At 43.5% G+C, this 24,651-nt stretch carries 23 protein-coding genes, 2 tRNA genes and 1 pseudogene; 16 read left to right on the top strand and 10 right to left on the bottom strand.

Translation table 11 applies throughout. From position 1 onward, the window contains the following. The first annotated feature begins 153 nt into the window (after positions 1–153). The 11 genes and pseudogenes from LLF92_12320 (at position 154) to LLF92_12370 (ending at position 7,308) form a co-directional block, all read left to right on the top strand. Positions 154–330, top strand: a pseudogene (locus LLF92_12320) (glycerol kinase). A gap of 20 nt (positions 331–350) precedes the next feature. Continuing rightward, positions 351–455, top strand: coding sequence for a hypothetical protein (locus tag LLF92_12325; GenBank protein MCE5341891.1), 105 nt, complete (start codon positions 351–353; stop codon positions 453–455). 557 nt (positions 456–1,012) lie between these two features. Then, positions 1,013–1,085, top strand: a tRNA-Phe gene (locus tag LLF92_12330). Positions 1,086–1,164: 79 nt separating this feature from the next. Continuing rightward, a complete protein-coding gene (locus LLF92_12335) occupies positions 1,165–1,995 on the top strand; it encodes an alpha/beta hydrolase fold domain-containing protein (protein MCE5341892.1) in 831 nt (276 codons plus the stop codon). Between the two features lie 176 nt (positions 1,996–2,171). Continuing rightward, complete coding sequence (locus LLF92_12340; protein ID MCE5341893.1) at positions 2,172–3,512, top strand: KamA family radical SAM protein; 1,341 nt, start codon at positions 2,172–2,174, stop codon at positions 3,510–3,512. 4 nt (positions 3,513–3,516) lie between these two features. Further along, on the top strand, positions 3,517–4,515 hold the full coding sequence (locus tag LLF92_12345) for an ATP-grasp domain-containing protein (protein MCE5341894.1): 999 nt from the start codon (positions 3,517–3,519) through the stop codon (positions 4,513–4,515). Beyond that, complete coding sequence (locus LLF92_12350) at positions 4,508–5,512, top strand: ATP-grasp domain-containing protein (protein ID MCE5341895.1); 1,005 nt, start codon at positions 4,508–4,510, stop codon at positions 5,510–5,512. The genes LLF92_12345 and LLF92_12350 overlap by 8 nt, the downstream gene beginning before the upstream one ends. A gap of 80 nt (positions 5,513–5,592) precedes the next feature. Further along, complete coding sequence (locus LLF92_12355; protein ID MCE5341896.1) at positions 5,593–6,072, top strand: GNAT family N-acetyltransferase; 480 nt, start codon at positions 5,593–5,595, stop codon at positions 6,070–6,072. Between the two features lie 48 nt (positions 6,073–6,120). Further along, positions 6,121–6,194, top strand: a tRNA-Val gene (locus LLF92_12360). Between the two features lie 152 nt (positions 6,195–6,346). After that, positions 6,347–6,709: a four helix bundle protein gene (locus LLF92_12365; GenBank protein ID MCE5341897.1), complete on the top strand. Its 363-nt coding sequence runs from the start codon at positions 6,347–6,349 to the stop codon at positions 6,707–6,709. A 17-nt stretch (positions 6,710–6,726) separates the two neighbouring features. Further along, positions 6,727–7,308 carry a nitroreductase family protein gene (locus LLF92_12370; GenBank protein MCE5341898.1) on the top strand — a complete coding sequence of 194 codons (582 nt, stop codon included), beginning with the start codon at positions 6,727–6,729 and terminating at the stop codon, positions 7,306–7,308. 9 nt (positions 7,309–7,317) lie between these two features. On the opposite strand, the gene LLF92_12375 is transcribed toward LLF92_12370, so the two are convergent. From LLF92_12375 to LLF92_12385, 3 genes are read right to left on the bottom strand one after another with little or no spacing between them, the layout of a single operon-like run. Next, entirely contained in the window at positions 7,318–7,725 is a 408-nt protein-coding gene (locus tag LLF92_12375; protein MCE5341899.1) for a response regulator transcription factor, read from the bottom strand. 20 nt (positions 7,726–7,745) lie between these two features. Then, complete coding sequence (locus LLF92_12380; protein ID MCE5341900.1) at positions 7,746–8,120, bottom strand: response regulator; 375 nt, start codon at positions 8,118–8,120, stop codon at positions 7,746–7,748. Next, positions 8,102–11,503, bottom strand: coding sequence for a PAS domain S-box protein (locus LLF92_12385; GenBank protein MCE5341901.1), 3,402 nt, complete (start codon positions 11,501–11,503; stop codon positions 8,102–8,104). Before LLF92_12385 ends, LLF92_12380 begins: the two co-directional genes overlap by 19 nt. A 277-nt stretch (positions 11,504–11,780) precedes the next feature. Here LLF92_12385 and LLF92_12390 point away from each other — a divergent pair, with 277 nt between their 5' ends. From LLF92_12390 to LLF92_12410, 5 genes are all read left to right on the top strand, one after another. After that, positions 11,781–12,998, top strand: coding sequence for an argininosuccinate synthase (locus LLF92_12390; protein ID MCE5341902.1), 1,218 nt, complete (start codon positions 11,781–11,783; stop codon positions 12,996–12,998). A gap of 68 nt (positions 12,999–13,066) precedes the next feature. Next, a complete protein-coding gene (locus LLF92_12395; protein ID MCE5341903.1) occupies positions 13,067–14,224 on the top strand; it encodes a prepilin peptidase in 1,158 nt (385 codons plus the stop codon). Positions 14,225–14,264: 40 nt separating this feature from the next. Further along, on the top strand, positions 14,265–14,939 hold the full coding sequence (locus LLF92_12400; GenBank protein MCE5341904.1) for an OmpA family protein: 675 nt from the start codon (positions 14,265–14,267) through the stop codon (positions 14,937–14,939). 324 nt (positions 14,940–15,263) lie between these two features. Further along, a complete protein-coding gene (locus tag LLF92_12405) occupies positions 15,264–17,792 on the top strand; it encodes a hypothetical protein (GenBank protein MCE5341905.1) in 2,529 nt (842 codons plus the stop codon). Positions 17,793–18,172: 380 nt separating this feature from the next. Next, entirely contained in the window at positions 18,173–18,655 is a 483-nt protein-coding gene (locus tag LLF92_12410; protein ID MCE5341906.1) for a transcription elongation factor GreA, read from the top strand. 86 nt (positions 18,656–18,741) lie between these two features. On the opposite strand, the gene fabF is transcribed toward LLF92_12410, so the two are convergent. The 7 genes from fabF to rpmF form a co-directional block, all read right to left on the bottom strand. Further along, positions 18,742–19,989 (bottom strand): beta-ketoacyl-ACP synthase II, encoded by a 1,248-nt coding sequence (gene fabF / locus LLF92_12415; protein MCE5341907.1) that lies wholly within the window; start codon positions 19,987–19,989, stop codon positions 18,742–18,744. Between the two features lie 11 nt (positions 19,990–20,000). Next, positions 20,001–20,264, bottom strand: coding sequence for an acyl carrier protein (acpP, locus tag LLF92_12420; GenBank protein ID MCE5341908.1), 264 nt, complete (start codon positions 20,262–20,264; stop codon positions 20,001–20,003). A 147-nt stretch (positions 20,265–20,411) separates the two neighbouring features. Further along, positions 20,412–21,152, bottom strand: a complete 741-nt coding sequence (gene fabG / locus LLF92_12425; GenBank protein MCE5341909.1) for a 3-oxoacyl-[acyl-carrier-protein] reductase — start codon at positions 21,150–21,152, stop codon at positions 20,412–20,414. Between the two features lie 3 nt (positions 21,153–21,155). Continuing rightward, positions 21,156–22,091 (bottom strand): ACP S-malonyltransferase, encoded by a 936-nt coding sequence (gene fabD, locus LLF92_12430; GenBank protein ID MCE5341910.1) that lies wholly within the window; start codon positions 22,089–22,091, stop codon positions 21,156–21,158. Between the two features lie 17 nt (positions 22,092–22,108). After that, on the bottom strand, positions 22,109–23,095 hold the full coding sequence (locus LLF92_12435; GenBank protein MCE5341911.1) for a ketoacyl-ACP synthase III: 987 nt from the start codon (positions 23,093–23,095) through the stop codon (positions 22,109–22,111). Positions 23,096–23,099: 4 nt separating this feature from the next. Continuing rightward, positions 23,100–24,134, bottom strand: coding sequence for a phosphate acyltransferase PlsX (plsX, locus tag LLF92_12440; protein MCE5341912.1), 1,035 nt, complete (start codon positions 24,132–24,134; stop codon positions 23,100–23,102). 2 nt (positions 24,135–24,136) lie between these two features. Further along, positions 24,137–24,328, bottom strand: a complete 192-nt coding sequence (gene rpmF / locus LLF92_12445; protein MCE5341913.1) for a 50S ribosomal protein L32 — start codon at positions 24,326–24,328, stop codon at positions 24,137–24,139. Positions 24,329–24,651: the final 323 nt, after the last annotated feature.

Here is a 24,651-nt window from a genome sequence, read left to right on the forward strand (position 1 = left end):
CACAGAACGAATACCAAAGGTATGATACAACAGACTTGTTGACATGGCTTTATCTCCAATAGGTGGTTTATTTTTTTCCCATCTATAATAAAGCTATGTCTTTTTTTTGCAACCTACCAACCCATTTACCGGAAGAGCCAATACATTCTGTCAATTGATCAGGGCACAACCGGAAGCCGTGCCATCGTGTACGACAAAAATGGATGCAGCGTAGCAACCGCATATCAGGAATTTCCTCAATATTTTCCCAAACCCGGCTGGGTCGAGCACGACCCGGAAGAAATATGGCAAAGCGTAAATAATTCCATCCGGAAAGTACTCGAGAAAGTACCTGCTCAATCCTCGCCGCGATTGAAGCGATATGCTACCATACAAAAGACGTTCTCGAAGCGATGCAGAAGGACTCCGGTTTAAAAATCAGAGATTTAAAAATCGATGGCGGAGCCGTAGCGTAGATCCTTTTAATCCGCGGTTCACAAATCTGCAAGTTTTCAAAACACCGATTTTTCATTTTTGTTATTTCTTACGATTTCATTGACATTTTATATTAATTTACCTTATTCCAGTGCGTTCTGCTGTCGTTTTGTAATTTTTTTTGTTTATGAAACTTGCGTCTTGCGCGATTTCGTTGTCAAAAACGCGCACTATCGACTATCTACTAACAACTGACAACTATATATAGTATGTTTGAAATTTTGCGCACGCTAAAGCCTGCGCATAATTTGCGTAATTTGGATTTTTATATGTTTTTGACAAGAATTTTGACTGAAAAAATGAAAAATGCCTAAAACTTGCGTGGATTTAACACTGTTTTTTGCCAAAAACATGAAAAATGAAAAATTTGATAATTGCTTTTGTGATATGAAGTTGTGTCAGATTTTTAATAAAACGTGCGTCTTTGTATTTTGTAAAAAAATTGCCATAAGTTCTTTATTTTCGTTTATTTTTTCTTGCAATAGCACGAGTTTTCTTGTAGATTTTTAGTTTTCGCAGTTTCGCAAGAAAGCCGAACGGGCAGGTAGCTCAGTTGGTAGAGCAATGGACTGAAAATCCATGTGTCGCTGGTTCAACTCCAGTCCTGCCCATTTTGATAAGTTATAAAAAGCCAAAGACTTAAAAGTTTTTGGCTTTTTGTGTTTTGACTCAAAACATTAGGAGAATGACATGAAAAATAATTCATCGTTGCTAATGATCATACTTGCCTCCCTGTTTTTATCCATTAGCGTTTATGCTGAACCGGCTCTTGTATATATGACTCAAAATGACATTTTGTATCGTGACGCAAACGAAGCAAAATCAGACACTTACATTAAGGAGCGTTGTCGGCTCGACATATACTATCCGGCCAATAAGGAGCATTTCGCGACAGTGGTATGGTTTCACGGCGGCGGCATTAAGGGCGGAAACAAAAGCATTCCAGACGAATTAAAAGAACAGGGAATCGCCGTAGTCGCGGTCAATTACCGTTTATACCCAAAAGTTAAATGCCCTGTGTATATTGAAGATGCCGCAGCAGCCGTTGCCTGGGTGTTTGAGAATATTGCAAAACACGGCGGCGACCCAAACAAAATATTCATATCCGGCCATTCCGCAGGCGGCTATCTGGTAAGTATGGTCGGCATGGACAAAACATGGCTGGCGAAATATAACATTGACGCAAATAAAATCGCCGGCATTATTCCGTGCAGCGGTCAGATGATAACTCACATGGTTGTCCGGGAAGAAAGAAAAATTCCTGACACACAGCCTATTATTGACCAGTTCGCACCACTGTATCATATGCGTGCGGACGCCCCGGCTTTGATTTTAATCACCGGCGACAGGAATCTGGAGTTACTCGGCAGATACGAGGAAAACGCTTATATGATGCGTATGATGAAGGTTGCAGGCCATCAAAAAACAGAGTTGTATGAGATACAGGGACACAACCACGGCGAAATGATTAAGCCGGCATTTACCATTCTATTGAATTATCTCAAAAGTCGCGGGATTTGAATAAACTGTGTATCGATGGTACCAATCTGCCTTGTTTTTATAAAAAAAATTCAAATACCTATTGACAATCCAAAAATTAAGTGTATTGAAATATTAGATCATACGATGAGCGGTGAATGTTGCCGCTGCTGGTTAACCCGCCAAGGCGGGTGTCTTTGTTTTAGGAAAAACAGTATATGTTAAATGATGCTGATTCGTCAGCGGCTTCTGTCGAGAGTCAGGATTCAGAACCTCCGGGTAGGCCTTCGCCTGCCTGCTCCCCACAAAATTTAAATGATTTGAATAATTCTGCCGCGGATAGCGACCCCAATGACTGGAAATGGCAGGTTAAAAACCGCATACGGTCTGCCGAGCAATTGGCAACTTATCTGCCGGGCTTGAAGCGTCCACATATTGACAGCGTTATTCAAAAGTTCCCTATGGCTATTACGCCGTATTATGCCTCGCTGATTCGCCGGGCGGACATTTCCGACCCTGTGTTTGCGATGGCTGTCCCGCAGCCGCGTGAGCTTGTTGACCCGCTGTTTCTCTGCGACGACCCTCTGTCAGAGGACGAAGATATGCCTGTGCCGGGTATGGTGCACCGCTATCGCGACAGAGTCCTGCTTATCACAACCACGATGTGCTCGATGTACTGCCGTCACTGCACCCGCAAGAGAATCGCCGGCGCACGCGAAAGCTCCATCACCGCACAGAGAATCCGACAGGTTACCGAATATCTCCTCGCACATCCAGAAGTAAGCGACGTAATCGTCTCAGGCGGCGACCCGCTGACAATGAGCGACGGCTCTATCGAAATGGTGCTTTCATCGCTGCGTTCTGTGCCGACTGTTCAGGTCATCCGTATCGGAACGCGCGTACCGGTCGTTATGCCGATGAGAATTACCGATAATTTGGTTAATATGCTGAAAAAATACCATCCTCTGTGGATTAACACGCATTTTAACCATCCGAACGAAATCACTCCGCAGGCCAAACAGGCCTGTGCCAAACTTGCCGACGCCGGCATTCCGCTTGGCAACCAGACGGTACTACTGGCCGGCGTAAACGATGACGTAAAGGTTATCGAACAGCTCTGCCGGGGACTGGTTCAAATGCGTGTCCGGCCGTATTATCTTTACCAGTGCGACCTTGTCCGCGGCGTTGAGCATTTCCGCACATCCGTTCGCAAGGGTATGGAGATTATGGAGTACCTCCGCGGCCGAATCGGCGGTATCGCGATACCGACTTTCGTCGTCGATGCCCCTCACGGCGGCGGTAAAATTCCGATACTGCCAAACTACATAGTTTCGATGAGTCCTTCGCATACGGTTTTACGAAATTATCAGGGATTGCTGGTCAATTACCCTGAACCATGCATACAATCTCTGCCTGCAAATACAACTCCTGCGGAGCAAACAGGCGTATGGGAGCTTGCAAGCGGCAGAACAAATTTTGTCGCCCCTGCAAGAAATCACCGAATCAAACGGCACGAAAAATCTGTCGACAAAAAAACTGCCTATCTGTTTGAGCCTTAATCTTATGCCGGCAAAAAAACTGATAGGTTTCGTTTATGATTTGCGCAAGGACTACCTCGCCGAGGGATACTCCGAACAGGATGTCGCCGAGTTCGATTCCGAGAGCACAATCGACGCGATTCAGAAAACCATTGAATCGCTGGGCTATAATGTCGAACGAGTCGGCAACGCTAAATCTCTGTGCAAAATGCTCACCGCCGGCAAACGCTGGGACATGGTTTTCAATATTGCAGAAAGCCTCGGCGGCAGATGCCGTGAATCTTACGTGCCGGCAATTCTCGAACTTTACCAGATACCTTACACATTTTCAGACCCGCTGGTCTGCGCAACGACACTCGATAAAGCAATCGCCAAGCAGCTTGTCGCACAGGCAAACCTTGCAACGGCAAAATACGCGGTTGTCGAAAATGAAAAAGATTTAAAAAATATCAAATTGACTTACCCGCTGTTCGCCAAGCCTCTTGCCGAGGGAACAGGCAAAGGCATCGACGGCAATTCGCACATCGAAGACGCAAAACAGTTGAAAAAGATTTGCGTACAATTATTGAAAGACTATCGCCAGCCGGTGATTGTCGAGGAATACCTGCCGGGCAGAGAATTTACAACAGCCATTCTCGGCAGCGACGCAGATGCTTATGTTCTCGGGACAATGGAAATTGAGATACGCAGCAAAGATGAGCCTGCGATTTATTCTTATGTAAACAAGGAAGAATGTGAATCGCGGATTTTTTATCACCCTGTTACAGACTCCCCCGCCTTAAAGAAGGAAGTTGAAACTTTAGCTCTTGAGTGTTATAAAGTTTTGCAGTGCCGTGACGCAGCTCGTGTCGATATTCGCTGCAACAGCGAAGGCAAACCCTGTTTTCTGGAGGTTAATCCTCTGCCTGGAATGCATCCGAGCCATTCGGACCTGCCGATGATTGCGACGCAGGAAGGAATGAGCTATGATAAGCTGATTGGCACAATTCTCGATAACGCGTTTAAAAGAGCAAAGAATGGATGACATACTAATCTTACACAACACCTTCGGTCCCGCTGACGACCCGCTGTATCAAAGCAGAGCGGCCGTAATGGAGCAGGTCGATATGGTTGCCCAATCGTGCAAAAAAATAGGAATTAAATGTGCCATTCTTGAGGTAGAAAACATAACACATCTGATGAGTATCCTTGCAGGCCGAAAAGAAAAGATAATTTTCAATCTGGTCGAGGAATTCATCGGCGATATTAAACAGGCCTGTTTCGTGCCGTTAATCTGCCAGTCATTTAATAAAAGCTGCACAGGCAGCAAGACCGCCGTTCTTATAACCGCACAGGATAAATCGCAAACAAAAAATCTGCTGACTCAAAAAGGTCTGCCGTGCCCTGTCGGCGTTACCTTTGGGCCAAATGATAAATTCAATCCGAATCTGTTTAAAAAAGGAAAATACATAATCAAGCCCGCTCTTTCGGATGCAAGCGAAGGCATTACAACGGATTGCGTTGTGCAGATGCCCGCAGACAGAGAAAAAGCGAAAAAGATTGTTAAGCAGATACAAAAAAAATTCAACCAGCCGGTGATTATGGAGCAATTCATCTGCGCAAGGGAACTAAATGTTTCGGTTCTCGAAAAAGACGGCAAAATTGAAGTGCTGCCGATTGCGGAGATTGATTTTTCCGCGTTTCCGAAAGATTTGCCGAAAATTGTAGATTACGATGCGAAATGGCAAAAGGATTCTTTCGCATATAACAATACGCCACGAAAAATTCCGGCCGATTTGGATAAAAAGTTGAGTAATGAAATTGAAAAACTTGCAGTCGGTGCGTGGAACACGTTGGGCTGCCGGGATTATGTGCGTGTCGATTTCAGACTCGATGAAGAAGACAAGCCGTATATTATTGAGATTAATCCCAATCCTGATATTTCCGCCGACGCAGGTTTTGCCGCCGCTCTGGAGGCAGCCGGCATTCCGTATGAACTTTTTGTTTTCGCGGTAATTGAAAACGCAAACAAACGTTTGTAGGGGCGAACCTATGTGTTCGCCCTTTTTGGGCAGACACATAGGTCTGCCCCTACATTTAATAAATGCTATTGGAAATATTTATGAAGATAAAAATCAGAAAAGCAATAGCCGACGACCAAAAAACTGTTTTGGATTTTATCGTCCGAACAGATTTTTTCCGCCCTGTCGAAGTTGACATTGCCCGCGAAGTTTTTGAGGATGCTGTTTTGCAAAAGCCCGGCTGCACGTATCAGTCTTATGTCGCGGTTATGGGAAATAAAGTTGTCGGCTGGGTTTGTTTCGGAGCAACGCCCTGCACACTGGGAACGTTTGATATTTATTGGATTGCGGTCGACCCTGATTTTCAAAAGCAGCACATTGGCTCACAACTGCTTGCCTTTGCGGAAAAAGAGATAGCCGCTCAAAAGGGGCGATTATCGGTAATTGAGACTTCCGGCTCGGAAAAATATGTGTCAACCCAGCAGTTTTACATAAAAAATGGTTACAACAAAATGGCCGATATAGCTGATTTTTACGCACCAAACGACTCGAAACTGATTTTCACCAAAATAATCAGCTAATTTTTAATCTTGACAAATTTTATAGTTTAATTAAAATTTAATGTTTTCGGGCGGTTAGCTCAGTTGGCTAGAGCGCCTGCCTTACAAGCAGGATGTCACAGGTTCAAGTCCTGTACTGCCCATTTTTCTGCTTTGCAGAAAAATAGAACAGTAGAAAAGTGAAAGTTGAGAGTAGAGTAACCATAACAACTGTCGGATAGGCCAAGGCAGTGATTTATGGTTGAAGGCTTTTCTACTGTGATCTACTCTCTACTTACTACTTTCAAAAACGATTATGAGCTTCGCCTTTGAAAATCTCATTGTTTATCAAAAGTCTGTCGATTTCGCGGATAACATCTGTGGGCTAACAGAGCAATTCCCAAGAGGGTTTTATTTTCTTGCTGATCAGTTGAACAGAGCCTCATTATCAATATCCACAAACATTGCCGAAGGGAACGGTCGTTTCACCAAACCTGACAGAAAACATTTTTTTGGCATCGCCAGAGGTTCTGTACAGGAATGTGTTCCTTTGCTTGAGTTGGCCAAACGAAGAAAATTAATCACAGATGACATAAACGTACAATTAAGAAATCGCCTTGAAGAAATTGCTAAAATGTTATCAGGCCTTATAAACGGACTGGAAAAAAGAGAAAAATAAATTTTATCGGAATCGCTATGGATATTTTTGAAACCATCAAATCTCGTCGCAGTATCAGGCTTTTCAATCAGGAAAAATTAGACAGAAATTTTCTAATTGAATTAGTCGAAGCAGCAAGGTGCGCCCCTGCTGCGGCGAATATTCAATCACTCGAATACATCATCGTCGATGAACCAGATATGTGCAGCAAGTTATTTACCACTCTTGCCTGGGCCGGACATGTCAAACCGAAACGAAACCCGGCACCTCTGCAAAGGCCGGTCGCTTATATAATTGTCCTTGTTGACACTGAAATAAAAAAGGAAGCTCATGTAGATGCCGCCGCTGCCATAGAAAATATTTTACTGGCCGCATGGGGAAAAGGCGTAGGCTCCTGCTGGCTTGGCTCAATTGACAGGCTGAAAATTCAGGAAATTTTAAATATCGATGAGAAATATCAAATCAATTCGGTTATTGCTCTTGGCAAACCCGCTGAAACACCCGTTATGGAAGACGCCGGCGAAAGCACAAAATATTATCTCGACGATAAAGATGTGCTGCACGTCCCCAAAAGGCCGCTGAAGAAAATCATGCATATCAACAGATTCGACGGTAAATAACCGGCTTCTTTAATATTGATGCTCCGTGTCCGCATCGCCGGATACTGAAACTCCCAACGCTTTTTGAATGGCTTCTAAAAGTTCGTCAATTTCAAATGGTTTTTGAAAATACCCTACGGCACCATTTTTTAATGCATGCATTTTTGTTTCTTCAGAATCCGATGCTGTTACGATAATAATCGGCGTCATGGCAATGGTACTCAGAGCGGCAATACGTTCCATAACAACAATTCCGCTTCTCGCAGGCAAACCGATATCGAGAAGAATCAAATCGGGTCTTTCCTGTATGGCCATCATAACAGCCGCCACAGCATCGCTGGCAGATACTACTTTATAGCCCGCTGAACGCAATTCCGCGACCAATGTCAACCGGCAGTCATTTTCATCATCAACTATAAGTATTTTTTTCTGTTCCATATCATTTCCCTCTGCATTTTTTATTTCGAATGACTCATTGCATTTGCGATTTTTCCCCGTAATTCTATCGGGTCAAACGGCTTGGTAACATATTCGAGGATGCCGTATTTATGGGCAATATCTATATCTCTGGGGTCTGAATGCGCGGTCAGCATTATTACAGGAATATTTTTACATTCCGAATTACCACGTAATTCTTCAAGCATCTCAAACCCATTCATTACGGGCATACCGGCATCAAGCAGGACGAGGTCTGGTTTCTCGGCTTCTATTTTGTCCAGTCCTTCCTGACCGTTCACTGCTGTTATGACTTCATAGCCCCATTTTTTCAGACTAAATGTAACGACTCTCAAAATATCCGGTTCATCATCAACAACTAAGATTTTATCTGGCATGGTATCGCCTCCATAGGTAAAGTGAAATAAAATGTAGTTCCTTTTTCATATTCAGATTCTGCCCATATTTTACCGCCGTGGCTTTCTATAATTTTTTTGGAAATCACAAGGCCCAGGCCTGTTCCGCCTGTTTTTCTGAAGTTGTCTTTAGTGGGTAATTGTTCAAATTCCTTAAACAGCTTTGACATATCTTCCTGCTTGATTCCGTCTCCTGTGTCTTTGACAGCAGTGATAATATTATCATCGCTGCGGGAAGTAGTAACTTTTACGCTGCCTTTTTCGGTAAACTTAAGGGCGTTGTTTACAAGGTTGGTCAACACCTGAATGATTTTATCCTTATCAAAATTTACCATTGGAACTCCATCATCAAGCTCGATTATAAGATCCAGGCCTTTTTCTTTTATCAGCGGCCTCATTGTTTCTTCGACGAGCTTAACAGTTTCATTTATATTTGCGGGCTTCAGATTAAAATCCATTCTGCCGGCAGTCATTTTTTGGTAATCCAGAACATCGTTTATCAATCTGGCGAGCCGGTCAACGTTTCTCTTTGCGATACCCAGAAATTCTTTCTGGTCGTCGTTGAGCGGACCGGTCATTTCGCTATATACAAGGTTTACACCTTCTTTTATAGAGGTCAAAGGCGTTCTCAATTCATGGGAAGCGGTAGAAATAAATTTTGATTTCATTTCAACAGCCTCTTCCATTTCTTTCTCAGCTTTTTTGCGATTGGTAATATCGCTCATGGCTACAATCACATATTTACTGCCGTCCAAAACAACGGGTTCGATAATTATTTCCAGCCAGAGAGTTATCTTTTCCCCTTCCACCAAAAGTGTTGTCGGGACCTCCTCGCAATGTGAGGGTCGATCAAGGTTTAATGCTTTTACGATGGAATTGCGAATTGAGCATTTTGGGCAGGATCTGCTATGTCCACAACCTTCGGGGGTTTCAAAGGAATGGATACAACCCAGTAAATCTCCGGGCTGATCACCGAGATGATATTGGCCTATCAATTTTTCGACAACGCCGTTGATTTGTGTAACTTCCGCCTTTTCGTTGAGTAGAAGCATTCCGACTGGAGCCGCATTAAATATAGCCTTAAGGTTGTCCTTCTCGGTTTGCAACAACTTCTCCGCCTGCTTGCGTTCGGTGATGTCAAGAACAACAACAATCTCGCCGGCATTCGGATCATTTATGTCCAGCATTGATGAGCTTAACAATACATTAACTACTTTCCCGCCTTTTCGCTGCCATATCGCCTCGATACAGTCTAAACTGTTTTGCCCGAGGTTGATGTAGAGCTCTCGACCCACCCGTTCAAATTCCGCCATGTCCGGATAAAGTATCTGCGAGGATTGCCCAATTAATTCTTCAGATGTATAACCAGATATTTCACTCATCTGGTTGTTAATTTTCCGGAAGATACGTTCCTTAATCAGCAGAATGCCTACCGGTGCTGCCGCAAATGTGCTGCTTAACACAGCTTCGCTTTGTCGGAGAGCCGTTTCTACCCGCTTGCGTTCGGTGATGTCAAGAACGGTAACAATCTCACCGGCGTTCAAATCATTTATGTCCAGCATCGACGATCTTAACAATACATTAACTATTTTCCCGTCTTTTCGCCGCAACATCGCTTCGATACTGTTGAACCCATTTTGTCTGAGGTTGGTGTAGAGGTCCCGGCTCACCCGTTCAAACTCCGCCATGTCCGGATAAAGCACCTGCGTTGAATGCCCAATCAATTCTTCAGATGTATAACCAGATATTTCACTCATTTGGTTATTGAGATTCTGTATGACGCGCCCTTTTGAAAGTGCTATACCAACCGGTGCTGCAGCGAAGATGGTGCGGAGCATAGTTTCGCTTTGCTTGAGAGCCTCTCCAGCCTGCTTGCGCTCGGTAATATTGTTCATCGCCATAATCACATGTTTGCTGCCATTCAAAACTATCGGTTCGATATTTATTTCCAGCCATAAATCTGTTTTTTTACCGTCTATTAAAAGCGTTGACACGACTTCTACACAGCAGGCGGACTTGTCTTTTTCCATTGCTGCTTTGGCAGCATTGCGAATCGGACACTTAGGACATGAAGTGCTATGTCCGCAACCTTCGGGGGTTTCAAAGGAATGGATACAACCCAGTAAGTTTCCGAGCTGGTCGCCGAGACTATATTGGCTTATTAAATTTTTGATAAAACCATTGATTTTTACAACTTCCATTTTTTCATTTAGCAGAAGCATTCCTACAGGTACAACTTGAAAGACTGTTTCAAGATTTTCCTGCTTTTGCAGAAGCTGTTTCTGATTTGATATAAGTTTGTTTTCTATTATTATAATAACGACGCTGATGACACCAAAAAGCAAAAATAAAATCATATTGGCCTTACTCTGATAAGCTGCAATATAATCGCTTGGTATATACGATACAATTTTCCAGTACCGTTCACCAGTTCTGGTTTTAATATCAGAGATGTTTTCAATTCCCAAACGTCCGAATGCAGTTTTGAGTGGATATACTGTGTTATAAACAAAAATACCTTCTTTATTTTCGAAAATACCGTCTGTTGAATTTTTTATCTTTTCCCACAGTTCGGGATTTTCTACAATCATTGAGCGGTTTTGCCGATCATTGAACATAAAGCCCCAGCATTTTTCCTGCTCGGAGTTATATAACCAGTATCCGTCTTTATTCAAAAACTGACTTTTTATATTCGAATCAAAACTTTTTTGGGAATGGTCTCCCACAACATTCAGAAGCGAAGATGCCATATAGTTAAGAACCAGCAATCCTTTTTTTGTTCCTGATTTATCAAAAATCGGAGTCGCAAAGCGAAGCATCGGATTATACGGCATTTCGATTTGTTCATTTTCAACATTCAAATCGAGTTTTGATATATATATCAGACCCTTATCCAGAACAATAGAGTCGGTAAAATAATATCTGCTGCTTTTGTCCTGCAATTTGTCTTCGGGACAGATTACCGCTTTGTCATTTTTGAAATCTACCCTAACGATTTCCATGCCGCCGATGTCAAGTACGCGAAACTGCGAATAAATTCCACGTGCATAGCCGAAATTTACAAACAAGTCGGTTAAATCAGAGCGTACTTTCCTGCCGGAATTATCAAAAATTTCAGTTTCTTCAGCAGAATCGGCAAGAAAGGAAATATCCTGTACAACTTCCCTCAAATAACTCTCAACGCCGATAGTCTCTCTATATATATGTATCTGTAGTTCCTTATGCAGATTATTTTTCCATATCCTCTTTTGCGCATTTACTATGGCAAATATCGCAAAGAAAACCACAATAAATGGAAGAGTATAGAATAATATCCTCACTAATTTTTTTTTGTACCGACCGCTGGTTTCATGATTTTTAGCCATATTTAAATACCCGTCCTAGAAATCCACTGTTACTGTGTCCCTCGAAAGATAAAAAACCTCTGCTTGCAATTAGTTTATCGGCCTAAACGGCGGTACTATTGCTTTGAATATCTGAAAATATTAACTTTTATTAAAGTACCAAGCTATACTTACCAGCATGTTTATTATCGGCCCTTAAGCAAAATAAACGGTAACTTGCTCGTTGCCAAATCATATCTAAACTGTATAATCATCCACTTATTATGAGTGTTGTGTACTAATTTTTAAGGATTTTAATATGGCTAAATCATCAAATAATAAAGTCGTTCTCGCTTACAGCGGCGGCCTGGATACAAGTGTAATTCTGCCCTGGCTCAAAGAAAACTATGGCTATGACGTTATCGCGTTCGCAGCCGACCTCGGTCAGGAAGAGGAACTTTCCGGCATAAAGAAAAAAGCGATGCAGTCTGGCGCAATTAAGTGCATTGTAAAAGACCTTCGCAAGGAATTCGTTACGGATTATCTCTGGCCGATGCTCAAAAGCGGCGCGATTTATGAAAACGGCTACCTGCTCGGCACAAGCATTGCCCGTCCGCTTATCGCCAAGTATCAGGTTCTCGTCGCACAGGCCGAAGGTGCTATCGGCGTAGCTCACGGCGCAACAGGCAAAGGCAACGACCAGGTGCGTTTTGAGCTTACATATATGGCGCTCGACCCGACACTGAAAATCATCGCTCCGTGGAAAGACACGAAATTTGAACTCACAAGCCGAGAAGCGGCAATTGAATACGCAAAAGAACATCATATTCCAATCGACCAAAGCACAAAGAAAATCTATTCACGCGACCGCAACCTCTGGCACATCAGCCACGAAGGCGCAGAACTCGAAGACCCGGCAAACGAACCATTGGATCGCCTGTTTGTCTTGTCGAATCCTGTTACAAAAGCGCCGAACAAACCGGAGTATGTAACAATTGGTTTTGAAAAAGGTATTCCGGTAAGTCTCAACGGCAAAAAAACAGACCCGGTAAAACTTATCGTCGAACTGAATAAAATCGGCGGCAAACACGGCGTAGGTCAGGCCGATATTGTGGAAAATCGTCTTGTCGGAATTAAATCCCGCGGCGTGTACGAAACGCCGGGCGGCACAATTCTCGTCGAAGCGCACAAAGCACTGGAAACATTAACGCTCGACCGCGAAACACTGCATTATAAGCAGCAGATTGCCCTGAAATACGCTGACCTTGTTTACAATGGCCAGTGGTTCTGCAAACTGCGCCACGCTCTCGATGCGTTCGTCGATGTAACACAGCAGAACGTAACAGGCTCGGTAAGAGTGAAACTTTATAAAGGCCGCTGCACACCCGCGGGAATAAAGAGTCCAAAGAGTCTGTACAATACAAAGATGGCCAGCTTTACGATGGGCGATGAATATAACCCAACTGACGCGACAGGTTTCATTCGTCTGTTCGGTTTACAGATGAAAGTCGCCGGCACAGTAGATAAACAATTATAAATTAATCACTGATTACACAGATTAAATGATTATTTCAGTGTAATCAGCGTAATCTGTGATATAAAAATATGACTATGATACCGGAATGGATTACGATTACGTTTATTTTCGCTATTGGTGCGTGCGTCGGCAGTTTTCTAAATGTCGTGATATATCGCATGCCCAGGGATTTGTCGATTGTGCATCCGGGCTCGGCATGTCCGGGCTGTAAAAATCCGATTGCCTTTTACGATAACATCCCCCTGCTGTCATGGTTGCTGCTGTTGGGCAAATGCAGAAAATGCAAGACGCCGATTTCGCCGAGATATTTTATAGTAGAGCTGTTCACGGCGGTTGTTTTCGTTGGATTTTATTTGCTCTATTTCCGCGTGAATATCAGAACAGGCCTCGGCGGATTTTTAGACACAGGTTACTTCCTGTACATTATCCAGATAATTATGTTGGCCGCATTTATCGCCGCGTCAGCGATTGACTTGGAATTACAGGTTATTCCGCTTTCGATTTGCTGGCTCGTTACGGCAGTTGGAATTATCGGTTCGGCATTGGCTGTTTTTGTGTATGACCCTGTAATTATCAGAAGTTACGACCTGTTTCCGTCTGCTTCAGCAAAGGTTGCTGCACTCTCGGCAGGCGCATTATTGGGGTTACTAACATCTTTGCTGTTACTTTTTACAGGAATTATCAAAACAAGCTATACGCAACAGTGTTCTGACATTCCAACCCCTGAAACTGAAAATCAGCCGCCAATAACATACAAGCACCGTCTGGAAATGTTGAAAGAGACAATATTTTTACTCCCGATAGTGCTTGGAGCTTTCATCGCGTATAAAGTTTACGAATGGTTTCCGGGCTTTCAGAATTGGTGGATAGATTTTTCGCAAGTACCTGTCATTGCTGGACTTTTCGGCAGTTTATGGGGCTATTTCATTGGCTGTGCAGTAGTCTGGGCAACGCGTATTTTAGGCACTTTGGCTTTTGGCAGAGAGGCTATGGGGCTGGGCGATGTGCACCTTATGGGAGCGGCGGGCGCTGTCATTGGGCCATGGCCGGTGGTAACTGCTTTCTTCATCGCGCCGTTCTTCGGACTGGTTTGGGCGTTCATTTGTATGTTTTTTAAAAAAATACGTCAAATTCCTTATGGTCCCTTCTTGTCAATTGGCGTGTTTGTGGTTATGATTCTACACGACACGGTTATGAACTGGCTTCAGTTCGTATTTTACCGTTAAATCTGAAATGGAATTTTTTTCTTTGTATAAGGAGATTGAAATGTTGGCTTTGAGAAAAAATGTTGTACTGTTGACGGTTGTGCTTACTTCGGTTGCTCTGTTGGGCGGCTGTACGGATTATAAGAAAAAATATAACTCCCTGAATGTTGAGCACCAGAATCTTAAGGGATTGTATGATAACTGCAAATCGACACTTGAAGGAAGCGCATCAGAAAAGGAAGCACTTGCAGGCAGATTAGCAGAAAGTCAGGCTGAACTTGAAAGAATGAAAAGTGAAATGGCAGGCGGGAAATCAGCCGGCGATGCTACAGGTTTCGGCGATCAATATGACGTTGACGTCAACGCTAAAGAAGGCACAATTACCGTTACACTGCCCGAAACGATTCTGTTCGATTCAGGTAAAGCGACATTAAAGGCTTCCGCAAAGGGCAATCTTGACGGAATCGTGGGCGTTCTAAAGGATAAATACAGCGGCAGACTGATTGATGTTGTCGGCAATACAGATTCAGACCCAATTAAGAAATCAAGTTGGAAAGACAACTGGGAACTGTCAGCACAAAGAGCTCTGTCAGTACTTAGACAATTAAATTCAACCGGCATTCCGGATGACAGCATCAGAGCTATTGGCTGCGGTTCAAGCAGACCTGTTGCTCCGAATTCAGGCAGCGGAAAATCAAAGAACAGAAGAGTTGAAATCGTTGTACATATGAAATAATACCGTTTAAAGAACGGATTTAATAAACGGTTCTACAGTCCCGGCGAAAGTCGGGACTGTTTTTTTATGACATCAATTAATTCGAGAACTACTCTGAAAAATAAAAATGTCATACAAATGTGCAAAATGCGGTTATCCAGATGGTTAAAAGAGGTATGAAAACTTGAAGAATGGGGTGGTTTAAGAATACATAATTTCGAAACCACGCAACAAGGTAATTTGCCGCAGAGGGATTCAGGAGCAAAATAGTGGCTGATATTGCAAAAAGATTTGAGAATAAAGTTATATGCCCTGCCAATGGCAAAATTAAGGAGAACATTACCTGTGAAAAAAATAAATAATTTATTACTGTTAATCTTATTTTTGTTTGCCTTCAATTCTGCCAATGCCGCTGAATCATCGGACACAAATAATGTTTCGCTTCGAGTTGACGGCAATAAAACTTCCGGCTTTTATGTAACCATTCTCGCGGAGAAAACGGCTGTCAATAGTCAATCCCAATGCGGCGAGTTTTCAGCGTGGTTTCAAAATGCCGAAGCGAGCGTAAAGGATGCAGTAGAAAACTGGAAAGCAACTGAATGGAAAGGCAATTCTTCACACGTCGAACTGACCGGCAAAGTTGAGCTGAAATTCGTTGTTGACCTGTACATAACCGTTATTTACGACATCATAAACGAACACGTTGTTCGCAAACGAATAGATTTTTACCAGGCCGATATGCCGGTTATTTTCCTGAAGATAACAAACCGTATCGAACCGGCAACTGCACCGATAAATTATTGGAGTTTCGACCAGCCAGATTGCAACGGCGGCAATTTACGAGACCTCTTTCCCGCTATCGGCTATAGAACCACCGACGGCCTGACCATCGGCCTTTTGGCTGATGCGGGCTTTAAAAATCATTATACGCGTATATTCCGCAGACGGCCGGAAGCAAACACGCAAGGCGGACTGACAGACCTCAAAGAACTGCCGGATGCCAGACTATTTGAGATATGCCGGCCGAAAGAACGAGCAGTAGGCAATAACTATATAAGTCAGACCTTTGGCGAAATCCTTTACAAGGATGAAACATCAACACAGGAACAACCAAGCGAAATCAAAGAAAACTTTAAAGTCTTCGGCCAATGCCAGGCGATTGTAAAAAATGGAGAATTTTGTGTAAACGGTGTCGCTGAACAAAAAGGCCACGGCGGAATATCACTGCCTGTAATCATAGACGAAGAAGGATTCTACACAATTCGGTTTAAATATCGTTCCACCGACAAATTAGCCACACGGTTGTGGATGATGGATAAGAATAGAGATGTTGTAAAAGAACTGGCTCTAACCTTTGACGCGATTCCAGAATCAAACGACTGGGCGGTTTTTGAAAAAGATTTTTGTTTGGTAAATGCTCTGGACTGTCCGGTTGAATTGTTTGTATCCCGTGACTGGAACAACAAAACCGGTAAATACGATTTCGCGTTTAAAAATCTCGAAATTCGCCGTAATAAAACAGCCTCAAAACCATTTGACCGGCTGACAATCGGCCAGAAACTTGAAAAAACAGTTTTCATTTTCGTTGATGATAAACTCAAAAATACAATGCACGATTTGCGACTGGCTTCACAAATTTATCTCGCTGAAGGACTCGGTTTCAAAGGCGGCCAAACTGAAAAAGTTTTTTACGCGACACTGATGTCCCTGATGTGGATTACGGAGCCTTTTGATTTTCAGCCTCACTCTGTACCCAGCATTTATTACGCTCCAGATATGTACAATCGCGACAGCGCTTATTCCTTATGGGCATGTTACAATCGCGAATTGAATGAAAAGATTTTTCTTCGATGGGGAGCTTCGCAGGGACCTGACGGGGCAATAAGTACCATTATTACTCCACAGATGGGCGCCATCGAAAAAAAATCCAATGAAGCCACACCTGAATGGCTGATGTGGGCAATGATTAACCGACGGCGTTATAACACAGTGCTGCCGATGGAGCGTATAATTAAAGCCGCACGATATTGTATGGACACTTTCGACCCCGACAGAGACGGCATTTGCCGAGCGAAATTTGTGATGGGGATGAACGATATTGTTGATTATCCTGAATGGACTGAAAACCTTGCTATCAATCAGGGCGTTTGGGCGGTAACGCTTCGTGTTATAAAAGAATTGAATATTCCGGAAATCAGCAAAACTATATCCGAAGAATACATCGAAAAAGCCGAAGATGCTTACCGAAGCTACTATAACCCAGACAAAAAATTATTTTGCCCGAGTCATTCAATTGATGACGTGATATGCCTTGACAGTTTGCATCCTGAATATATGTCGTTATGGCTGTTCGGCCGAAAAATTCTTACGGATGAAATGGTTGTGAACACATTAGAGCAGGTTCCGCTCTTTTGGCCGCGAGAAGATGCGCCTTTCCCGGCAGAAGGCAAAAAAGGCGTTATCGCTCCCATTACAATCTGGTTGAAAAAAGACGCTCCGAACGGCTGGAGTTATTTTACTGATAAATACTATCCTGTGATGAATGAAGAATTCGGAAAAACGTATGCCGACCATGCCTGCGATGGAATGTACTACAACGGAGGCAGTTGGCTGCGTCCGGAGATATTGGCTTATGCTGCCGGCAAGATGCACGGCTGGAAAAAAGCCGATGCAAGAATCGCAAATCGTCTCTGGGCTGAAATAAATCTATGTGAAAATTTTCCCACAAGTCAGGAATATCTGGCCACTACTAAAGCCAACGCAAATAAATGTTATCATCGCGTATTTTGCTGGAACGTATTTGCGCTGCAGGCACTGGAAATGATTGGCCAGCGAACACCACAAATGGATCCGGACTACATAAAGAATAAATAATAGCATAGTAGGTAAAATTATGATCTGAAAATCAAGGGAGCCTATTCCGCAAGCGGGATGACCTCTTGCATGTCATCACTGTAAAACCTCATAAAACACAGTTTAGATGTATTAAGCAGGTCAAAACAAGCTAAAATAGATTGGCACTGGTTTCAGAGCAGTCCCAGGATATTATGGCACTCATAGCAGGATAAAGAATACGCAAACTTACGATTTTCAACAATACGAGATTATATTGAGGTCGTTGCATCGTGATATGGAGGCCGAAAAAATTTAAAATTATAACCCAAATTCATAACTTGACCATTTTAGGCAAATTTGTTATTTTGTTCAGATATGAAAATAGTGTTTAATTTTATATGTGGAGGTGTATTTCGGAAATGATAGAGCTTGTACCAATATCATTGACAGGTTTTAGTAAACTTATGGAAGAAATGGCTCAACTCGAAAAAGAAGCGGCTGAACTGCGGAAGAGAGTCAGTGAAGCCCGTGAAATGGGCGATTTAAAGGAAAACGGCGAATATATTTACGGCCGGCAGGAATTGGGCTTTATCGAAGGCCGACTCGGCGAATTGAGGACCAATATAAACCGGTCGGAAAAAATCGATTGTACAAAAGTTCAATGCGACAAAGCCGTCTTCGGCACAGTAGTAACTCTGGTTGACCAGAATACCAAAGAGAAAGTTACTTATCAATTGCTGGGGCCAAACGATGCCGACCTCGACGCAGGAAGCATCTCCATCTACTCACCCGTAGGCGATGCTGTCCACGGCCTTGCTGTGGGCGATAAAGGAATGGTAAAAAAGCCGAAGGGCGAATTTCATTTTGAAGTTGTCGAAATCACTAAATCACAGATTGAGTAATATTCCAATTTAAAATTTAATATTTTGAACGCATAAAAAAACCCTGCCACATCTGACAGGGTTTTTAATATATAATCTTTCAACTTTTATATCCTACCGACAACGAGGCAGGCATTGTGACCGCCGAAGCCAAATGAATTGCTGGCGGCATAATTAATTTTTCTTTCCTTGGCAACCTTTGGTACGAAATCAAGTTTCGGATCGCACTTGGGGTCAACATTATCAAGATTAATCGTCGGATGAATAATCGACTTTTCTATCATCTTGCAGGTTGCTACAAGCTCAATAGCGCCGCTTGCACCCAGCGAATGACCCATAAGACTCTTTGTAGAGCTAATGGAAAGCTTATAAGCGTGGTCGCCAAAAACTTTCTTTATCGCCGTTGTCTCGGCAATATCGTTAAGTTCAGTGCTTGTGCCGTGCGCGTTGATGTAATCAAATTTTTCCTTTGGAATACCGGCCTGCTTTATCGCCAGCTCAATAGCCCTTACCGCGCCTTCACCTTCCGGCGATGGTGCTGTAATATGATGAGCGTCGGCTGTGGCGCCGTAGCCGAGCAGCTCGGCGTAAATTTTTGCTCCGCGTTTTTTGGCGTGTTCATATTCTTCGAGAACAACCGCCCCCGCTCCTTCAGCTATGACAAAACCATCACGACCGACATCAAACGGCCTTGACGCAGTTTCCGGTGAATCATTGCGTGTACTTAATGATTTCAACGCACAGAACGAACTAAGACCGACAGGAGACACCGCAGCTTCAGAGCCGCCTGTAATAACAAGGTCACTTCTGCCATCGAGAATGTTATAAAACGCTTCGCCGATTGAATGTGATGCCGAAGCGCACGCAGTAACAACACAAAAATTCGCAGCCTTAAGACCGTACATCATTGAAATAGTACCGCACGCGGCGTTGCCCATAAGTTTGGGAACCGTAAACGGTGAAACCATTCTCGGACCTTTGTTCAGCAATCTAATGTGCTGTGTTTCAATTTCCTGAATTCCGCCGATGCCGCTGCCGTAAATACAGCCGCAACGATCGAGGTCTGCTTTGGAAAAATCAATTCCACAATCTTTAACAGCCTGGATAGCAGATGCCACCGCAAGCTGACAGAACCTGTCCATCCGCTTGCCTTCACGATGTTCGACAAACTGGGTGATGTCGAAATCTTTCGCTTCGCCGCCAAATCGCGTTGAAAACTGTGAAACATCAAAGCTGGTGATTGCCGCTACTCCGTTTTTACCCTTGACTGCCGCATCGAAAAAAGTTTCGACAGAGACACCAATAGGTGTAACACAGCCCAGGCCCGTAATTACTACTCGCCGTTTGTTCATCATGTCTGCCTGAACTATGCTTGTTCTTTTTGTTTTAATACGCTGACGATGTAATCGATAGCAGCGCCTACAGTCTGAATCTTCTCAGCTTCTTCGTCTGGAATGCTCGTATCGAACTCATCTTCAAACTCCATAACAAGCTCAACAGTATCCAGTGAGTCGGCGTTAAGGTCGTTGATGAACGAAGTCTCACGTGTAATCGTGGACTCTTCCGCACCCATCTGTTCTGCTACTATCTTGATAACCTTTTTTTCTATACTTTGGACGTCAATACTCACTTTTCAACTCCTTGATTAAAAAAAATATCCTAAATTAACAATTCCTATATCTTTTATACCGTCTGATTATTAGGGCGGTAATATAACTGCCAACGCTGTTTCTTGCAATCATTTTTTTATTTAATACCAGCAGGTATTTTAATCCCATTACATCGCCATTCCGCCATCGACCTGCAAAACCTGTCCATTAACATAGCCGCTGTCGTCACTTGCAAGAAAAGCTACCGCTTTGGCAACATCTTCCGGCGTACCCAATTTTTTAGCCGGGATGATGGCCATAGCCGCTTCCTTAACCATATCCGGCAAAATAGCAGTCATATCAGTCAAAATGAAGCCCGGAGCTACGCAATTGGCGGTAATGCCCTTCTTTGCGACTTCACGGACGACCGATTTTGTCATACCGATAAGGCCTGCCTTGCTTGCAGCATAATTCGCGCTGCCGGCCTGGCCCATAATGCCCGCGATCGAACTGATGCTGATAATTCTGCCGAATTTATTGCGAATCATCGGCCTTAATGCCGCCCTTGTCGCCATAAACGCAGCACGCAGGTTTACGTTCATCAGAATATCATATTCGTCATCGCTCATCTGCATCATTAATCTATCTCTTGTAATACCTGCGTTATTTACAAGGATACCGATACCATTGTACTCTTTTGAAAGCTCTTCCATAACTTCGTTGAGCTTGTCTGTTTTCGTAATATCAACGCATTTGGTAATTACGCTGTAACCGGCTTCGCTGCAAACTTTTTCAAGTTCTTTAAGCTGTTCTGCGTTTAAATCCAGACCGGCAACAATTCTGCCCTGCTTGAGCAGTTCCATCACAATCGCCCTGCCTATTCCACGTGCGGCACCTGTTACAACCGCTAATCTTTTTTCTTCAGCCATTATTTACTCCGTTAATTTCTTCATACTTTCAACATCATTTACATTTACAATATCCGTTCTCCTGCTGATTCTTCTCATCAATCCTGTAAGCACTTTGTTCGGTCCGATTTCGTAAAATTTCGTTACGCCATCGGCCAGAAGTTTTTCCATACACTTCTGCCAAAGCACCGCGCCTGTCAACTGCTTTACAAGTCCCTGTGCAATCTCATCTTTATTCCAATAATATTCCGCGTTCACATTCGCGATTACAGATATATCTTTCGGGTCGTTGATTTTGCATTGAGCAATCGCCTGTTTGAGTTCTTCAGCGGCAGGCTTCATCATTTCAGAATGAAACGCACCGGCAACTTTCAGCTCAATCGCCTTCATTGCTCCGTATTTTTCAGCGAGTCCAAGCGCACGTTTGCACGCGTCAACCGCTCCGGTAATAACAATCTGTCCCGAGCAGTTAAAATTCGCACAGCTCAAAAGCTCGCCCTGCGATGCTTCCGCACAAAGCTTTCCGACAACGTCAGCTTCAAGGCCGATGATGCTTACCATCGAACCCTTTGTTGCGTCAGCCGCGGCCTGCATTGCCTGTCCGCGTTTCTGCACAAGTTTCAGGCCGTCTTCAAAACTGATTAAGCCTGCTGCATACAACGCTGTGTACTCGCCGAGACTTAGCCCCGCGGTTACGTTCGCCGGTTTGAGCAGACCTTTCGATTTAAGAACTTCCAGAACTGCGACAGACATTGCGAAAATCGCCGGCTGGGAAATCGTCGTTGAGTTAAGTTTGTCTTCCGGCCCTTCAAAACAAATTTGCGAAAGAGCAGAGCCTGTGATTGCGTCCGCTTTGTCGAAAAATTCCTTAGCTATCGGTTCGGCAGCATAAAAGTCCTTGCCCATGCCTACCAACTGTGCGCCCTGACCCGGAAATATGTATGCAATTTTTTCTGACATCTTCTTCCCTGACAAAATCAAAATTCAATAACGTTAGCGCCCCAAGTCAATCCACCGCCGAACGCGACAAGCAGAACAATATCGCCTTTTTTGATTCTGCCCTGCCGAACGCTTTCATCAAGAGCGATAGGGATCGATGCTGCCGAGGTGTTTCCGTACTTATCTATATTTATAAAAACTTTTTCATCCGCAAGTTCAAGTCTCTTTGCGACAGACTCGATAATTCTTGCGTTCATCTGGTGTGGTATAAACATATCTATATCGCTGACCGACAGATTGCAGTCTTTCAGACAGGTTTCAACAGTTTCGATAATTTTGCGAACTGCCATTTGATAAACTTCTCTGCCGTTTATTTTCATATAGACAGAATTTGGGTCTTCCAAAGGCTTGCTTACGGGGTTTCTGCTTCCGTACGCCGAGCAGTATAATGACTTCCAGCCCGAACCATCGGCACCGCAAGTACTGTAAAATATGCCTTTTGAACCGGCCGCATCACCTTTTTTAATAATCGCAGCGCCTGCCCCATCGCCGAAGAGAATACAGCTTTTTCTGTCTTTGTAATCTGTAATTTTACTAAGTGTCTCGGCACCGATAACAAGTACGTTATCGTATTTGCCCGAAGTAACAAACTGCTGCGCGATGCTCAAGCCATAAACGAAACCGCTGCACGCAGCCGAAATATCGAACGCCCAGGCGTTTTTCGCTCCGAGCATATCCTGCACAAAACAGGCCGTCGACGGAAACACCATTTCAGGTGTAATCGTCGCGTTAACAATCATCTCGATATCTTCAGGTGCTATCTTCGCGCTTTCGATGGCTCTTTTCGCAGCTTCCGTTGCCAGCAGTGCTGTCGATTGATTTTCATTTGCTATATGACGGACTTTGATTCCTGTTCTGGTTGTAATCCACTCATCGTTGGTTTCGACCATTTTTGTCAGATCATCATTCGTGAGCTGTTTTTCAGGTATGAACGAACCAGTGCCGGCAATCACAGCCCTAAACATGGAATCAGATGTTTTGATAATGTTCATCGACGCCCTTAACATTTGTTGTTGCCAGGTATTCTTTTATTTTGTCATTGATTTGCATTTTGTGGAATTTACGTACCGCGTTAATCGCATTCTTTATAGTTCTTGCCTTGCTCGAACCGTGACAAATCATCACTGTACCATTCACGCCCAGCAGCGGTGCGCCGCCGTATTCGTGATAATCGTACTTCTGATACATCTTCATCATCACAGGCCTGAACTTCAGAGCAAGAATCATAGATTGATTCATCAACTCGTGCTTGATAACCTTAAAGAGGCCGTCAACCAAACCTTCGGTAAGCTTCAAAACGACATTACCGACAAAACCATCGCATATCGCAACATCGCATTTGCCTTTGAAAATATCACGACCTTCGATGTTGCCGATAAAATTGATTTTTGAATCGCTTCTGATTAACTCTCTTGCCTTTTTGACTACTTCGCTGCCTTTAGCCTCTTCTTCACCTATACTCATAATGCCCACGCGAGGATTCTCGATTCCGAGAACGTGCCTGGAGTACATCGAAGCCATAATCGCGTACTGATAAAAATTCATCGGCTTGCAGGAAATATTCGCGCCAACATCGCACATCGTTACCGGCCCTTCGAAAGTCGGAAAAACAACCGCAATGCCCGGCCTGTTCACGCCTTCAATGTTTCGCATTCGTAACTGACTTGCCGCAACGCACGCGCCGGTATTGCCGGCTGAAATAACCGCGTCCACTTCACCCTCTGCCGCCATTTTGTTCATAATAGCGATAGAACTGTTGCGTTTCTTTCGCAGAGCTTCAACTGGAGATTCGTCCATCCCGATAATTTCAGGTGCGTTGACGATTCGGATTACATCCGCGTATTTCTTGAGGTCTTTGGGGCCAATTTTTGATTCGATAACTTCAGCAGGTCCGAGCAGGATTAGACTATCACCTTTCTCGATATACTGTATCGATTCTATAACACCGGCCAGAATTTCATCCGGTGCAAAATCGCCGCCCATGGCGTCAATTGCGATTCGCATTGTTAGGCATTCTCCTCGGATTTTGCAAGTTTAAGTGTGATTTTTGAGTTCACATAACCGCAATTCGAGCAGGCTGCGTGCGGCAGTTTGGGACTGCTGCACTTTTTGCATACTGATAAGTTCACAGCTTTTAAAGCCTGATGACTTCTTCTTGAATGTGTCCGTGTTTTACTGGTTTTTTTTGCCGGTAACATCTATAAATTCTCCGGTTAAAGGTTTATTTATACAGTTTTGCCCGCAGGCAATTCCACAGTTTTTAGCTTTATATCCTAAGCTTTTATTTTACTACCATAAAGGTTATTAAAAAAAACAATCCCGCTCAAACGGGATTCGGGCGTGTTCTCGCCATTTACAGGCCTGTTAGTGCCACATTGCTCAGAATTTTCGCATATTAAAGTTTAGTTTGCCTCCATTGTCAAGGACAATTTTTTACAGATATACAGCCAATAAAGATATTTTTTTGCTTTATTTTTTTAAAAAAACACATATCACCAATACCACTTTTTTACTTTTTTAT

The organism is Planctomycetaceae bacterium, from assembly GCA_021371795.1.
GTDB lineage: Bacteria > Planctomycetota > Phycisphaerae > Sedimentisphaerales > UBA12454 > UBA12454.